This is a genomic window from Photobacterium sp. DNB23_23_1, from assembly GCF_052873815.1.
Window position 1 is genome coordinate 1 of sequence record NZ_JBNNXT010000039.1, and the last position, 12,915, is coordinate 12,915.

A 12,915-nucleotide genomic window follows, 5' to 3' on the forward strand; every position below is an offset into this window, starting at 1 on the left:
GACGAGTCCCCAAAGGGTATCAAAAATGTGTTCAAGAGAGTGGATCAACCTGACCAGTTAATTTTCCAGTTTGGTATTATTTGGCGGGAGGCAATAGCCAGAATTTAAAAGGAGAGCATTTGCTCTCCTTTGTTGTTTTCGGCTGCCGTTCGCGCTTAGTGCAGGATACGGGCGCGGATAGTGCCGTCGATCAATTTTAGCTTCGACAGAGCTTCTTCCGATCGCTCGGTCTCGACATCAATTACCACATAGCCGATCTCAGCCCCGGTTTGCAGGTACTGGGCAGCGATGTTGATCCCTTCGGAAGCAAAGATTGTGGTGATCTGGTTGAGGATCCCCGGGCGGTTTTCGTGAATGTGCAGCAAGCGTGAGCACTCTCTGTGCTCAGGCAGGGATACCTCAGGGAATCCAACTGCAGATAGGGTAGAGCCGTTATCTGAGTACTTGGCCATCTTGCCAGCCACTTCAATACCAATATTTGCTTGTGCTTCCTGGGTCGAGCCACCGATGTGCGGTGTTAGCAGCACGTTGTCGAACTTGGCCAATGGGCTCTCGAACGGATCGTTGTTGGTTTTAGGCTCAACCGGGAACACATCGATAGCAGCACCGGCAATGTGGTTGCTCTCCAGCGCGCTGCACAGTGAGTCGATATCGACGACCGTACCACGGGCCGCGTTGATGAAAATAGAACCCGGCTTCATGCGGGCAAACTCTTCGGCACCCATCATATCTTGGGTATCTGGAGTTTCCGGTACGTGCAGGCTGATCACATCACACTTATTTAGCAGCTCGGTCATCGATGGTACTTGGGTTGCGTTGCCCAGTGATAGTTTGTTTTCGATATCGTAGAAGTATACCTTCATGCCGAGGTTTTCAGCCAAGATCCCAAGCTGGGTACCGATATGGCCGTAACCGATAATACCGAGGCGTTTGCCACGGGCTTCGAAAGACTGGTCGGCAGATTTTAACCATTCGCCACGGTGAGCCTTGGCATTTTTTTCTGGAATACCACGAAGCAGTAACAGGATCTCACCCAGTACCAGTTCAGCCACACTTCGGGTGTTGGAGAATGGGGCGTTGAAGACCGGGATCCCGCGTTTGGCGGCGGCACTCAATTCAACTTGGTTGGTGCCAATACAGAAGCAACCGACCGCAATCAGTTTTTGTGCAGCGCAGAAGACTTCCTCTGTCAGTTGGGTACGGGAGCGGATGCCAACGAAATGGGCGTCTGCAATGGCTGCAAGCAGTTCGTCACCGGAAAGGGATCCTTTGTGGTATTCGATGTTGCTGTAGCCTGCCTGCTGAAGTACCTCAATTGCTGAAGGGTGGACGCCTTCTAACAGCAGGATCTTTATTTTGTCTTTTTCCAGTGAAACTTTAGCCATTGATATTCATCCTTAACGCTGGTGGCTGAGGGGCTCATGGGAGCTGGGCTGAGGCAGGAAAAGGAAGGAATAGATTTCCTGTATACGGGCAACCCATGAGCACCACATTCGGTTTGCTTACATGCTGCCAGTTAAGTTATCAAAAATTGACCAGAATGGGTAAGAATATTACAGGATTGATAATAAAAAACGGCATATATTATGCCGTTTTGAAAGTGAGTAACGCTAAAAGCGCCTTTTTCTTTGTCAGCCAAGGTAAAAAAGGGCTAAGTGATTACTTTTCGAATTTTTTCACGCCTTCAGGGCTGCCGACAAGCAGAACATCAGCACCGCGGTGGGCAAATAGGCCAACAGTCACGACACCCGGCAGGGCGTTGATTTTGTCTTCCATTGCTTTCGGGTCGGTGATAGCCATGTTGTGGACATCCAGAATAATATTGCCGTTGTCGGTGACACAGCCTTCGCGGTACTCAGGGTCACCACCAAGCTTAACCAACTCGCGGCCGATGTATGAGCGTGCCATCGGGATCACTTCAACCGGTAGCGGGAATTGACCCAGCACATCAACTTGCTTGGTGTCATCAACAATACAGATAAACTGCTTGGCAATCGCTGCCACGATTTTTTCGCGGGTCAGGGCTGCGCCGCCGCCTTTGATCATGTCGTATTCGCCGTTGATTTCGTCAGCACCGTCTACATAAATATCTAGGCTAGAGACTTCGTTGGCATCAAATACAGGGATACCGATTTGCTCAAGGCGCTCAGTAGAAGCGACAGAGCTTGATACTGCACCTTTAATTTCTTCTTTGCGGGTAGCCAAAGCATCGATGAAGTGATTAACCGTCGAGCCAGTACCGACACCTACAATGCTGCCTTTCTTTACGTACTCTAGAGCAGCCCAGCCAGCAGCTTTCTTCATTTCATCTTGTGTCATGCTTATCTCCTCGTGATGACAAACGTTGCGCGGAGCGCTGATTATAGCCAAATAGCGGTCTGGCGTCAGTCGTTATCTGGCCGGATAAATGCACCCTAAGTTGGATAAAAAGACAACCCTATTAATAACATAGGCTTAAGTGATGGCTGTGGTACAGAAAAGACAAACGTTTGCGTCTAGATGGTGATTTTTTGTCAATATCACCACTTTTAAGCCCTGTTTGTCAGTACTTACCAGTGAAAATGGTACGACGGGGTGATGATCTCGGGGAGTGGGACATCCCAGGCCTCAAACGGCAGGCTGTCGACTTGTTGGCAATCATGGGCCAAACCAACGGGGCGCGGACCACGTCGTTCATTGTGCCACAGGCTCAAGGTTCGGTCGTAATAGCCTCCCCCCATACCTAGGCGTTGGCCGGTATTGTCGAAAGCAACCAGAGGAGTGCAGATAGTATCGAGCTCAATGACCGGTTTGACGAGTCGGATATCCAAAACTGGCTCTTGAATACCATAGCGGTTGCGGTTCATCCTCGTGGTTGGCGTGTAGTGGAGGAACAGCAGATGGCCTTTGCTAAATGGGTGGAGTACCGGTAGGTAGACCTCTTTTCCTTGCTGCCACAGCCATTCGATCACCGGGGTGGTATCGAGCTCACCATCGTTGGCGAGATAGAGGGCAATATGTTGAGCGTCGAGTAGACTGGTAGCCTGCTTGCAGTGTTCGAGTAAATCGCGCGCGGCAAGTGACTGCTGGACGGATGTTAACTGCCGTCGATGTTCACGGGTTTGTGTGCGAAGTTGCTGCCGGGTGGCTGATGCAGGGACCGCAGATCTCATAGCTCGTCCAATGACAAAAGGTTCTGAGGAGTTGAGGAGTCGATAACTGTCAGCAGCGTTTGCTCATCAAGTTTATCGTAAAAGGTATGCCCCAAGGTGCCGTTGCGCATTGTGGCCCTTGAACCAGATGTTCAAGGTGGATCAGCAACATTAACCGCAGGCTTCTCGGTACGGGCCGAGCTTGCTCAATAGTTAATCAAAGCTGATCCTGGGTTTTTGCTTATCGGCTCGGGGACGTTAATCCGCTGACGCACACCCCAGGGTCAATTCATTATCAACGCTTTGGCTGATATTGCAATGCTTTCTCCAATAAATCTTCCATCTCGCTGATTCTATTGGATAGTTTTTCAGCATTACGCTGTTGTTCTTGGCGCTCACTATGCAACTCGTTACAAATGTTCAAACCGGTAAACATTAGCAGCTGTTCGGCGTTGGTGATTTTAGTCCGCTCAGAAAGATCTTTTAAGCGTTGATCAAAATCGGCGGCTGCTGCACGCAGAGCGTCTTCCTGGCCTGCTGGGCAGTTCACCTTGAAGCTGCGGCCATATACCTGAATTTCTACTGCCTGGTTACTCATAAATGTTTAATCTGCTCCGTGCCAGATCGTCCAATTTGGCATTCCGCTGCGATTTGCGCTAGGAGGCCCAATATAGAAAAAGCCCTATCAACATGCAAGTGAGCCCGTCATGCTTTAGAACTAATTGTGTCTAATTAATCAGATATTAACCAGATTGAGGTAAACATCAGCCTCAGATCTGAAATGGCGAGTGACTGATCTTTTGTATAAATGGTAGCATACCATAAAGACGATCTACCCCTATGACAATAAGGTGAACAGCCCATGAGCGACGTAAAACTCCCTGCCTATGAAACCCTAGAACCAATGCTGAAAGAGCAAGGCCTGGCCGTTACCCCGTCAGAGCTGCATGGCCTGATCTGCGGGATGATTTGCGGTGGTATGGCTGTTGACGGTGAGCAGTGGCTGGCACCTATTTGTGACTATGCCAACCAGGGCGACGCGATGACTGATGGGGCCAAAACGGTTGTGCGCTCGGTGTTTGACGCGGCAGCCTGCGAGCTGGGCGGCCTGACCCAAACCCTTTTCACCTCGACGGCTGCCGAGCTGGCTGACGTTGATTTCACTGTTGAATTGTTGCTTCCAGGCGAAGACGCTGAGCTGATGCTCCGCGCCGAAGCACTCAGTGAATGGGTGACCAATTTTATTTCTGGCCTTGGTCTGATGGGGATGAACAAGCAGCAGTTGTCTGATGATGTCACCGAGGCGGTGGCGGCGTTGGAAGAAATTGCTCAGCTTGGTGTTGATGAAGACGAAGATATGCAAGAGCAGGCGATGCTTTTTGATAACGTGGTGGCTTATGTGCCGGAATGCGTGTTGACGTGTCTGATCGGTCTGAGCCAGCGCGGTGAAGCTGAAGAGGAAACGGCTGATCCAGCAGACAAGCCAACTCTTCACTAAGCATATGCACAGTACTTTCATTTAAGGGACAAATGTGAAGCAGTACGATGTCGTGATAGCCGGTGGTGCAATGGCCGGCGCAACCTTGGCAATTGCATTGGATAAACTGGGGGGAGGGAGGCTTCGTATTGCCGTTATCGAAGCGGTAGAGCCGAAGCTGGATCTTCACCCTGGCTATGACGCGCGAAGCATTGCCATTTCTCTAGGCTCGGCCCAGCAGCTCGACAGTATCGGTTGCTGGCAGGCGCTTTCTGGTGTGGCGACCGCCATTTCCCAGATCCATGTTTCAGATCGCGGCCACGCCGGTATTGTCCACCTTGATGCCCGTGAACGGGCTGTGGAAGCGTTGGGTTACGTGGTTGAATTGGCTGATGCCGGGCGGATCTTCCATCACAAACTGGCTAAGTTGGATCATGTTGATCTGATTTGTCCGGCTAAGATCGCTGAGATCGAACGTCATCAGCACGGTGTAGATATGATCTTGGACAATGGTGACCAGTTATACAGTCGCTTAGTGGTTGCCGCTGATGGTGCCCAGTCATCTGTTGGTGACATGCTGGACTTAGGTCGCAGCGAGTATGACTTCGAGCAGGTAGCGGTGATTGCGAATATAACCACAGATGAGGCGCATCAGGGCAGAGCGTTTGAACGTTTTACCCCGCATGGGCCGGTTGCCTTGCTGCCGATGTCGGAAGGCCGGAGTTCATTGGTGTGGTGTATAAGTCCTGAGGACCAACCTGAAGTGATGGGCTGGAGTGACGAGACGTTTCTTGCCAAGCTTCAGCAAACATTCGGTTGGCGTCTCGGTCGCTTGAGCCATACCGGTGCACGGCATGCCTATCCATTGTTATTGCGCCAATCCCAACGCCTGATTTCTCACCGGGTCGCCGTGGTGGGTAATGCGGCTCAAACGCTACACCCGATTGCCGGTCAGGGGTTCAACCTTGGCTTGCGTGATGTCATGAGCCTGGCCGAGGAAATCTGTCGTGAGTGGGCTCGAACCGGTGATGCCGGACATACTCGGGTTTTGAGCCGTTACCGCCAGCGTCGTGAGCCGGATCGTGACGCGACGGTTGGCATGACCGCTAGCTTGGTCAGTATTTTTGCCAACGATAGCTTGCCTTTTGTTGCTGGCCGTAACCTTGGTTTGATGGCGATGGAATGTGTAGATGTATTGAAAGCCCCGCTGGTACGGCGGGCGATGGGACAGGTAGATAGATAATCATGATGCAAAGTGTTGATGTCGCTATTATCGGCGGTGGTATGGTCGGCCTTACTTTGGCGGCTGCTTTGGCTGATACCGAACTACGGGTTGCGGTGATTGAAGGTAAGTTGCCTGATCCGGAACTTGCTCCACTCCCGGATGTCCGCGTTTCGGCACTGAGCCGGGCCAGTGAGCGTATCCTGCGCCGAGTGGGTGCCTGGGAGGGTATTGCTGCTCGCCGAATGGCGGCGTACAGCAAAATGCAGGTATGGGAGCAGGACAGCTTTGCCAATATTGCTTTTGATGCCGCGCGACTGGCCCAGCCGGATTTGGGGCATATTGCTGAGAACCGAGTCATTCAATTATCGTTGATGGATCGTGTTAAGCAACTGCCTAATGTCACCTTGATGGCGCCGGAGCGTTGTCAGAGTATTGCTTTTGGCGAAAGTGAAGCCTGGCTGAGTTTGGAATCTGGCCGTAACTTGACAGCGAAGCTGGTAGTTGGTGCCGATGGTGCCAATTCTTGGTTGCGCCAGCAGCTAGATATACCTCTGACTCACTGGGACTATGGCCACAGCGCAATTGTTGCCAATATCCGGTGCCGTGAACCGCACCAAGACACGGCACGTCAGATCTTCCGCCCAGAAGGGCCATTGGCCTTCTTGCCACTAGCTGAGCCGGATCTGTGCTCGATTGTTTGGTCACTACCGCCCGAAGAGGCAAACCAGCTGTGCGAAATGCTAGAGCTGGAGTTCAACAAACGCCTGACCGCTGCGTTCGATAATCGCCTTGGTCTGTGCTGTGTTGAAGGCGAGCGACAGGCCTTCCCACTCAAGATGCGCTATGCCCGTGACTTTGTCCGTGAGCGTGTCGCTCTGGTCGGTGATGCTGCCCATACGATCCATCCGCTTGCTGGTCAGGGAGTCAACCTTGGCTTGCTGGATGCGGCGTGCTTGGCGCAAGAGCTTAAACAACTATGGCTGGCTGAAAAAGATATCGGGCGTCAGAGCCACCTGCGTAACTATGAGCGTTGGCGTAAAGCAGAAGCGGCGAAAATGATTGTGGCGATGCAGGGGTTTAGGGATCTGTTCGACGGCAGTCACCCGGCTAAAAAGCTGATCCGTGATTTGGGGATGCTGTTTGCCGATAAGGCGCCGGGTGTGAAGGATGAGTTTATGCGCCGGGCCTTGGGACTCAGTGGTGAATTACCAGAGTTAGCCCGATACTAAGCGAATATCCACCAGCCTCGCCAACGAAAGAGCCGTCAGTTCAAACTGGCGGTTTTTTTATATCAAGGAAGCCAGTTCAGAAACCAAGGTGTGGTGAAAGGTGGGGATTCACGGAAATGACAAAAAATTGTTATCCAATTTGGCGATTTTCTCCTACATTAAATATCAGGTAAAAAACAGAGCTGCTAGTAACTGGCCCTGGCGTTAGATTTCATCTTGTTAGCCGAACAAATACTGGCTTTTGCTCTCCCTGCGATAACTGATTCTGCTGGCCGCATTGAGAGTGCGATAGGCAGGCTTTCATAAGGACGTTTCACTATGAGCGATATTCCCTCTGAGTTGAAGTTTACCAATACCCATGAATGGATCCGTCCCGAAGGTGATGGGGTATATACGGTGGGTATAACCGATCATGCCCAATCATTGCTGGGTGACATGGTGTTTGTTGATTTGCCGGAAATTGATGCCGCAACGGAAGCGGGTGAAGACTGTGCGGTTGCTGAGTCGGTGAAGGCAGCGTCTGATATCTATGCGCCGTTATCCGGATTTGTGATTGCCATTAATGAAGACTTGGAAGGCTCACCAGAGTTGGTCAATAGTGACCCTTATGGTGACGGTTGGTTGTTCCAACTAAAGGTCGAGGATGAGGGAGAGTTTGCCGATTTGCTCGATGCCGATAGCTACTCGGACTTGGTTGATGAGGACAGTGACTAGGGCCTGTTAACCTTTCATTGTCTTGATAAAAGAAAAGCCCATCATGGGCTTTTCTTTTTCTGCGAGATTAGCAGTCTTTGAGGCGACGAATTTCCTGATTGATTTCACTCACCGTTTGGTAATGGCGATGTTGGGCCTTCATTGGCACCAGCAATTGACCATTGTTGAACTCATAGCCGCCCCGACCGTCAATGTAGATCCTTCCACTGAATAAACGACTTACGTGCTTTGCGATCATTTTCGGCACGTAGCGTTTGAACATCCGCATAGTTAGCCAACCTTTCCTTTTGTATTTGACGGCCGGAATTATAAAACAATGCGCATGATACTTTTGTGATGTCTTCAGCATAATATGGATGTTAAATAACTTAATAATTGCCATTTCTTTTATGTTGAATGAGTAAGTCAGAGTTTTATACTTTTGATTTATGATTAAAATTAAGTTGCCTGGATGAGATATTATTCATGGCCTATTGCATTATTTGCATTAAATTAAATACTTTTAGTCACTTAGGTCGTGGTGTTGACTCAAAATGAAAAGCGCTAGCCAATATCCCGATGGCCAAAGAGCCTAGAAATTCACCAGCAAAAAAGTCGCAAGTCGTGCTGTACAGATGAAAATGCTGATTGTCTCGACTGGACGGATCTGAATGAATAATGTTTTTGATCAAAGATTATTATTGGCATATGCCAATAATGGTGTTTTTTAGCGATGACATTATCAGTGAGCCATGCCTAGACCAAAAATCCAGCGACGGATCCGTTGTCGCCCAGCTTATAGCTGTTTCAAGCCCAATGGGGTGCCGATGTCTGAACTCGCCTCCCTTTCTTTGGCTGCCGATGAGTTAGAAGCGTTAAGGCTGGTCGACCTTAATGGACTGAGCCAGCAGGCTGCCGCGCAGGAACTGGAGGTATCCCGCCAGACCTTGGGCAATATTGTTGCTGCTGCAAGACATAAAGTGGCGAGCGCCTTGGTCAAGGGTATGGCATTAGAGCTGGATACTGTTAGCCATCCAAACAATCAAAAGGAGCCATCATGTCAATAGCCATCGCCGTCACGCCACATCATGAAGTGGCTGGGCATTTCGGTAAAGCTGCCGGTTTTGTTGTTTATGATGAACAAGGGCAGCAGATTGCCGAATTGATTAACCAAGGCCGCAAAGAAGTGGGATGCAAGCATAAAAAGCAGCTTCAGGCACATTTGGCAGAGCACAATGTTAAAACGTTATTGCTTGGCAATGTCGGTCAGCGTTCGCTAGCTCGCTTGCTACGAGCTGGTTTTTCAGTGTTTAGGGTTCCTAATCGTACGGCGGTGCAAGATGTATTGAATGGCAGCGTTAGCCGCGAACCCTTGCTGACTGCTGAGCAGGGGCGCCCATGTAAGCGAGAGAAAGGCGGCTGTGGCTGTGGTTGCGGCAGCAAAAAAACAGTGAAACCCGCTAAAATTGGAATGATGACTAAAGGTAATGCCAACCTGCAGGGACTGACCAAGATTGGAGGGGTTAAGTTATGACCTATTTGTTCACCGTACTGATTTTTATGCTGGTGATAGGGGCGATGGCCATCGGTTGGATATTTCGCAAAAAAGCCATCCAAGGGAGCTGTGGTGGGCTTGCCAATGTTGGGGTCGATAAGGAGTGTGGCTGTAAGGAGCCTTGTGATGAGCACAAGCTTCATCAAATCAGCGAGCCTGAATCAAAACGCTAACTTGTAGTCGCAGTTGTAAAGGAAAAGCGCAGATGTCCATCTGCGCTTTTTAGTCTCACTCTTTCGCTGTTGCTTCTCGATATCAATGAGCTTTACGTAGCTCTTCAACCCGTAGGGTGACAGCGCCGCCGACGCACTGGCGCAGCCATTCCAAACGAGGGTGGTTGGTATTGCGGCGAAGCCATAGCATGTTGATATCAAAGTCGGGAATATCGACCGGCGGACGGCATTGGTTCAATTCATCATTGAATACATCAAGCTTGGCCATCAGGGTCGACACCACGCATAACAAGTTTCGTCCACTGAGCAGGTGGCGGATGGTCAGAAAGCTGCTAGAGCCGACCGCAATGTGGCGCTGGAAACCTTGTTGCTGTAGCTGGCTGTCAACACTGGTCATCAGCTTGCCGTCCGGGGAGACCAAGGCCTGCGGCGTTTGGATATACCTAGCCAGATCAATGGGTGAGGATAAACCGGTCGCTTTGGCATCAAACAGGCAGACATGATCTTCGGTATACAGGTACTGGCTGTCGAACTCATGGGGCAAGTTGGTCATCGAGCCAATGATAAGATCAATTTTCTGGGTCTCGGTTGCCTGCTGGTAGTTGTTGCGGTCAACATTGCAAAAGCTGAGCTGGCTGTGCGGTGCCGCTTTGCGGATCGCATCGAACAGTGCTGGGGCGAACAGCAACTCGGCATAGTCGGTCAGGCCGATCCTTAGAGTTCCTTGATAGTCTGCGGCTGAGAACTTATTCGGTTGGAGGATTTCGCTGGTGATCAGCTGGAGGACATGTTCGACCACTGGAGTGAGTTCGATCGCTTTTTCGGTGGCAATCATCTGGTGGCCACGGCGTTCGAACAACGGATCATCAAGCAAGGCGCGTAACCGTGATAGGTTGTGGCTCATGGCTGATTGGCCTATCGACAGCTTGGCGGCGGCTTTGGTGACACTGTGGGTTTCCATCAGGGCAGAAAAGGCGACCAGTAGGTTGAGGTCAATACCTCGCCAGTTGATATTGTTCATTCAGCTCTCAGTTAACGGCAGATATCGGCAAACATAGGATCACACAGCACCAGAAGATCATCTGTTGCCAACTCGACGCCGGCCATTCGGTCGCCACTACTGATATTGACCAAAGTGTGGGCGGTGATCTGGTGGTCGAATATAACCGGAAGCGGGCGTTTGAGCCCGATCGGTGCAACCGTCCCTATCACCAGGCCGGTAACTTTTTCGACATCACTGGCATCGGCGCAGGTCATCCGGCGGCAGCCGAACATGGCTCGGACTTTTTTCGGATCTACTTGGGCCGGGCCGGGAACACATGCCAGCACATGGAATCCGCCCATATCTCGTAGCAAGATGGATTTCACCATCTGCTGAGGGTTAACGCCCCGTTCGCGGGCGGCTTCCTCGATGGTCTTGGCCGGTTGGCTATGAGGAAGAAGGCGGTATTCCACGCCTTCGCTGTCTAGGTAATGGGTAACCGGTGTATTCATGGCTTAGCGGTTGTCATCCAGTGAGTATGGCAGTGCTTGCTGATGCCATACGCCTTCGGTGCCAGCTAGGCGGAAAGCTGTGTTTTCATCCAGATCGTTTGGCAATACGACCAATGCGATTGCTTGGCCATTAGCAAATTGGTAACCAGCGACGATGGTACCGCCTTTGCGCCAGTTTTCACCCACGCTGCGCTCCAGACTGTCGCCCGCTTGCGGGCAGTGTTCGGCAGGGCCGCTGACGATGTACATTGCGCGCTTGTTGATACCACGGTACTTAGCGCGTGCCACGGTTTCCTGACCGGTGTAGCAACCTTTGGTGAAGCTGATCCCATCCAGCGCCTGCAGGTTGACCGCTTGCGGGATAAATTCCAGCTCGGTTGCCGCATCGATGCACGGGATCGCGGCGTGGATGTCATAAAGATCCCACAGGCTGTCATCGCTCAGCGTCGCTTTGTCCGCGAGTTGGCTGGCAACGTCATTGGCCGCGTCGGCGTTCAGTGCCAGCAGCCAGCGTTGGCTGTCAATCTTGACCGCTGTACCGCCGTGGATAGCGCGGACATCACCTTCACCACCGAATAGTTGTGCCACCTGCGCATCGGCATCGCTACCCGCAATACCCAATAGGATATCGTCGCTGGCTTCGATATCGACTTTGGAAAAAATGGCGTATTTCTTTAACTCGGGCAGTTGGCTATCCATAATGCTGCGGCGCTGCAAAAAACCATAGCCATCATTGTGGTGGAATAAACGAAAAACGGTACGCAGTTTACCTTTGGCATCACAGTGGCCGGCAAGGGTGCTTTGATCTGCGGTAAGGCCTACCACGTCACAGGTTACCTGACCTTGTAGGTACGATTTTTTGTCGTCGCCGATCAGGGTTACGAGTGCCCAGTTGGCAAGATTGACCAAGGCAAGAGAAGGCAGGGCATCGCCAGTTGCTAGGGAAAGGCGATCAAAATTGAGGTTTTCAGACCAGTTGCTCATGGGACGTCCAGTTGAGAAATCATTTATGTCTATGTTAAAGCGCTGGTTGTGATTTGTCAGCAATATTACTTGAGGAAGTTGGTCAGATATTGCTGTTCGTGGTTGCGTGCCATAACCTGCGCAACAAAATAGATCCTAGCTCTCAACTTGGGGTAATGTTTGTGCTACCTCATGGTCGCTGGCAAAACGGGCTGCTAGTATGGTGGGCATTGTTAACGTCCGGGGCAACTTTTATCGGATTACGTTTTTCTACGGTTGCTCCGGGATCAGTAATGAGGTTGTAAAATGTTAAGTGCAGACGAAAAAGCACGGGTTAAGTGGGCTTGCCGTCGCGGCATGCTGGAGTTGGATGTGCTCATTATGCCGTTTTTCGAAGAGTGTTTTGATGATCTTGCCGAGCAAGAGCAGCAGGATTTTGTCTCGCTGCTGACGTGTGACGATCCTGATTTGTTCACTTGGATGATGCAGCATGGCCGCAGTGAAAACCCGGCCCATGCTTCAATGGTCGATAAAATTGTCGCCCACAACAACAGCAAACTTCGCTGATCTTACCCTTACACCTTCCTACCGTTTAACGGGCGCATTGGCATTACTGTATGCCAGTGTGCTTATTCTGATGTTGCTCAGTGCCGGGTTCCAGTTTATTCCTTGGCCATTATCCTTCGCTGCTGGTTGGTGGTTACTTGATGAGTGTGAAAGGCGTTTCGCCGACATTTGTCACTTGACTGGCCGGTTGCAGATATCCCAACAAGGAAATATCTGTTGGCAAGGTCAACAATGGCGACTGCAGACCGCACGTATTCGCTCAAACCAGATCCTCCTATGGCGCCTTGAGGGCATTACAGGTCAAATATGGCTGCCAATTTGTCCCGATGCGTGCTCTCTTTCTGGCTACCGCACTCTGGCACTGTATTCCCACCATCATAGGTCAATATCCGGTTGAACAGGGGAGTT

General features: G+C 51.0%; 17 protein-coding genes and 1 other RNA gene. 9 read left to right on the forward strand and 9 right to left on the reverse strand.

Annotated features, from left to right (window positions below):
* Positions 1-155: 155 nt before the first annotated feature.
* From serA to zapA, 5 genes are all read right to left on the reverse strand, one after another.
* Positions 156-1,385 carry a phosphoglycerate dehydrogenase gene (serA, locus tag ACVA53_RS19620; RefSeq protein ID WP_255041140.1) on the reverse strand — a complete coding sequence of 410 codons (1,230 nt, stop codon included), beginning with the start codon at positions 1,383-1,385 and terminating at the stop codon, positions 156-158.
* Between the two features lie 274 nt (positions 1,386-1,659).
* Complete coding sequence (gene rpiA, locus ACVA53_RS19625) at positions 1,660-2,319, reverse strand: ribose-5-phosphate isomerase RpiA (protein ID WP_446506013.1); 660 nt, start codon at positions 2,317-2,319, stop codon at positions 1,660-1,662.
* A 230-nt stretch (positions 2,320-2,549) separates the two neighbouring features.
* Entirely contained in the window at positions 2,550-3,152 is a 603-nt protein-coding gene (locus ACVA53_RS19630; RefSeq protein ID WP_446506014.1) for a 5-formyltetrahydrofolate cyclo-ligase, read from the reverse strand.
* An 84-nt stretch (positions 3,153-3,236) separates the two neighbouring features.
* A non-coding RNA gene (gene ssrS, locus ACVA53_RS19635) (6S RNA) lies at positions 3,237-3,419 on the reverse strand.
* Between the two features lie 7 nt (positions 3,420-3,426).
* Positions 3,427-3,729 (reverse strand): cell division protein ZapA, encoded by a 303-nt coding sequence (gene zapA / locus ACVA53_RS19640; RefSeq protein WP_255041137.1) that lies wholly within the window; start codon positions 3,727-3,729, stop codon positions 3,427-3,429.
* A gap of 264 nt (positions 3,730-3,993) precedes the next feature.
* Here zapA and ACVA53_RS19645 point away from each other — a divergent pair, with 264 nt between their 5' ends.
* The 4 genes from ACVA53_RS19645 to gcvH all read left to right on the forward strand — a co-directional run bounded on the left by ACVA53_RS19645 (position 3,994) and on the right by gcvH (position 7,776).
* Entirely contained in the window at positions 3,994-4,629 is a 636-nt protein-coding gene (locus ACVA53_RS19645) for a UPF0149 family protein (protein WP_255041136.1), read from the forward strand.
* Between the two features lie 34 nt (positions 4,630-4,663).
* Positions 4,664-5,851 carry a 2-octaprenyl-6-methoxyphenyl hydroxylase gene (ubiH, locus tag ACVA53_RS19650; RefSeq protein WP_446506015.1) on the forward strand — a complete coding sequence of 396 codons (1,188 nt, stop codon included), beginning with the start codon at positions 4,664-4,666 and terminating at the stop codon, positions 5,849-5,851.
* A 2-nt stretch (positions 5,852-5,853) separates the two neighbouring features.
* Positions 5,854-7,062, forward strand: coding sequence for an FAD-dependent 2-octaprenylphenol hydroxylase (locus ACVA53_RS19655; RefSeq protein ID WP_446506016.1), 1,209 nt, complete (start codon positions 5,854-5,856; stop codon positions 7,060-7,062).
* A gap of 327 nt (positions 7,063-7,389) precedes the next feature.
* The gene (gene gcvH, locus ACVA53_RS19660) at positions 7,390-7,776 is read left to right on the forward strand and encodes a glycine cleavage system protein GcvH (protein WP_373689543.1); all 387 of its coding nucleotides are present in this window, start codon (positions 7,390-7,392) and stop codon (positions 7,774-7,776) included.
* Positions 7,777-7,843: 67 nt separating this feature from the next.
* Here the strand turns inward: gcvH and ACVA53_RS19665 are convergent, their stop codons facing one another.
* Positions 7,844-8,044, reverse strand: a complete 201-nt coding sequence (locus ACVA53_RS19665; RefSeq protein WP_255041132.1) for a DUF1107 domain-containing protein — start codon at positions 8,042-8,044, stop codon at positions 7,844-7,846.
* Between the two features lie 463 nt (positions 8,045-8,507).
* Here ACVA53_RS19665 and ACVA53_RS19670 point away from each other — a divergent pair, with 463 nt between their 5' ends.
* Genes ACVA53_RS19670 through nqrM form a run of 3 tightly spaced genes read left to right on the forward strand, consistent with a single transcriptional unit; the run spans position 8,508 to position 9,483 of the window.
* Positions 8,508-8,822, forward strand: a complete 315-nt coding sequence (locus ACVA53_RS19670) for a DUF134 domain-containing protein (protein ID WP_446506017.1) — start codon at positions 8,508-8,510, stop codon at positions 8,820-8,822.
* Complete coding sequence (locus ACVA53_RS19675) at positions 8,813-9,289, forward strand: NifB/NifX family molybdenum-iron cluster-binding protein (protein ID WP_446506018.1); 477 nt, start codon at positions 8,813-8,815, stop codon at positions 9,287-9,289. Before ACVA53_RS19670 ends, ACVA53_RS19675 begins: the two co-directional genes overlap by 10 nt.
* Entirely contained in the window at positions 9,286-9,483 is a 198-nt protein-coding gene (nqrM, locus tag ACVA53_RS19680; protein WP_255041129.1) for a (Na+)-NQR maturation NqrM, read from the forward strand. Before ACVA53_RS19675 ends, nqrM begins: the two co-directional genes overlap by 4 nt.
* 82 nt (positions 9,484-9,565) lie before the next feature.
* On the opposite strand, the gene ACVA53_RS19685 is transcribed toward nqrM, so the two are convergent.
* The 3 genes from ACVA53_RS19685 to ygfZ are packed head-to-tail and all read right to left on the reverse strand — an operon-like array spanning position 9,566 to position 11,961.
* Entirely contained in the window at positions 9,566-10,504 is a 939-nt protein-coding gene (locus ACVA53_RS19685; RefSeq protein WP_446506019.1) for a LysR family transcriptional regulator, read from the reverse strand.
* A gap of 11 nt (positions 10,505-10,515) precedes the next feature.
* On the reverse strand, positions 10,516-10,977 hold the full coding sequence (locus ACVA53_RS19690; RefSeq protein WP_446506020.1) for an aminoacyl-tRNA deacylase: 462 nt from the start codon (positions 10,975-10,977) through the stop codon (positions 10,516-10,518).
* 3 nt (positions 10,978-10,980) lie between these two features.
* Positions 10,981-11,961, reverse strand: coding sequence for a tRNA-modifying protein YgfZ (gene ygfZ, locus ACVA53_RS19695; protein ID WP_446506021.1), 981 nt, complete (start codon positions 11,959-11,961; stop codon positions 10,981-10,983).
* A 285-nt stretch (positions 11,962-12,246) separates the two neighbouring features.
* Here ygfZ and ACVA53_RS19700 point away from each other — a divergent pair, with 285 nt between their 5' ends.
* Complete coding sequence (locus ACVA53_RS19700; protein ID WP_255041125.1) at positions 12,247-12,507, forward strand: FAD assembly factor SdhE; 261 nt, start codon at positions 12,247-12,249, stop codon at positions 12,505-12,507.
* Positions 12,476-12,904: a protein YgfX gene (locus ACVA53_RS19705; protein WP_446506022.1), complete on the forward strand. Its 429-nt coding sequence runs from the start codon at positions 12,476-12,478 to the stop codon at positions 12,902-12,904. The genes ACVA53_RS19700 and ACVA53_RS19705 overlap by 32 nt, the downstream gene beginning before the upstream one ends.
* Positions 12,905-12,915: the final 11 nt, after the last annotated feature.

What these genes read in the sequence shown, in the direction of transcription:
- serA (WP_255041140.1), bottom strand. Translation starts at nt 1,385, where the DNA reads ATGGCTAAAGTTTCACTGGAAAAAGACAAAATAAAGATCCTGCTGTTA.
- rpiA (WP_446506013.1), bottom strand. Translation starts at nt 2,319, where the DNA reads ATGACACAAGATGAAATGAAGAAAGCTGCTGGCTGGGCTGCTCTAGAG.
- ACVA53_RS19630 (WP_446506014.1), bottom strand. Translation starts at nt 3,152, where the DNA reads ATGAGATCTGCGGTCCCTGCATCAGCCACCCGGCAGCAACTTCGCACA.
- zapA (WP_255041137.1), bottom strand. Translation starts at nt 3,729, where the DNA reads ATGAGTAACCAGGCAGTAGAAATTCAGGTATATGGCCGCAGCTTCAAG.
- ACVA53_RS19645 (WP_255041136.1), top strand. Translation starts at nt 3,994, where the DNA reads ATGAGCGACGTAAAACTCCCTGCCTATGAAACCCTAGAACCAATGCTG.
- ACVA53_RS19655 (WP_446506016.1), top strand. Translation starts at nt 5,854, where the DNA reads ATGATGCAAAGTGTTGATGTCGCTATTATCGGCGGTGGTATGGTCGGC.
- ACVA53_RS19665 (WP_255041132.1), bottom strand. Translation starts at nt 8,044, where the DNA reads ATGCGGATGTTCAAACGCTACGTGCCGAAAATGATCGCAAAGCACGTA.
- ACVA53_RS19670 (WP_446506017.1), top strand. Translation starts at nt 8,508, where the DNA reads ATGCCTAGACCAAAAATCCAGCGACGGATCCGTTGTCGCCCAGCTTAT.
- ACVA53_RS19675 (WP_446506018.1), top strand. Translation starts at nt 8,813, where the DNA reads ATGTCAATAGCCATCGCCGTCACGCCACATCATGAAGTGGCTGGGCAT.
- nqrM (WP_255041129.1), top strand. Translation starts at nt 9,286, where the DNA reads ATGACCTATTTGTTCACCGTACTGATTTTTATGCTGGTGATAGGGGCG.
- ACVA53_RS19685 (WP_446506019.1), bottom strand. Translation starts at nt 10,504, where the DNA reads ATGAACAATATCAACTGGCGAGGTATTGACCTCAACCTACTGGTCGCC.
- ACVA53_RS19690 (WP_446506020.1), bottom strand. Translation starts at nt 10,977, where the DNA reads ATGAATACACCGGTTACCCATTACCTAGACAGCGAAGGCGTGGAATAC.
- ygfZ (WP_446506021.1), bottom strand. Translation starts at nt 11,961, where the DNA reads ATGAGCAACTGGTCTGAAAACCTCAATTTTGATCGCCTTTCCCTAGCA.
- ACVA53_RS19700 (WP_255041125.1), top strand. Translation starts at nt 12,247, where the DNA reads ATGTTAAGTGCAGACGAAAAAGCACGGGTTAAGTGGGCTTGCCGTCGC.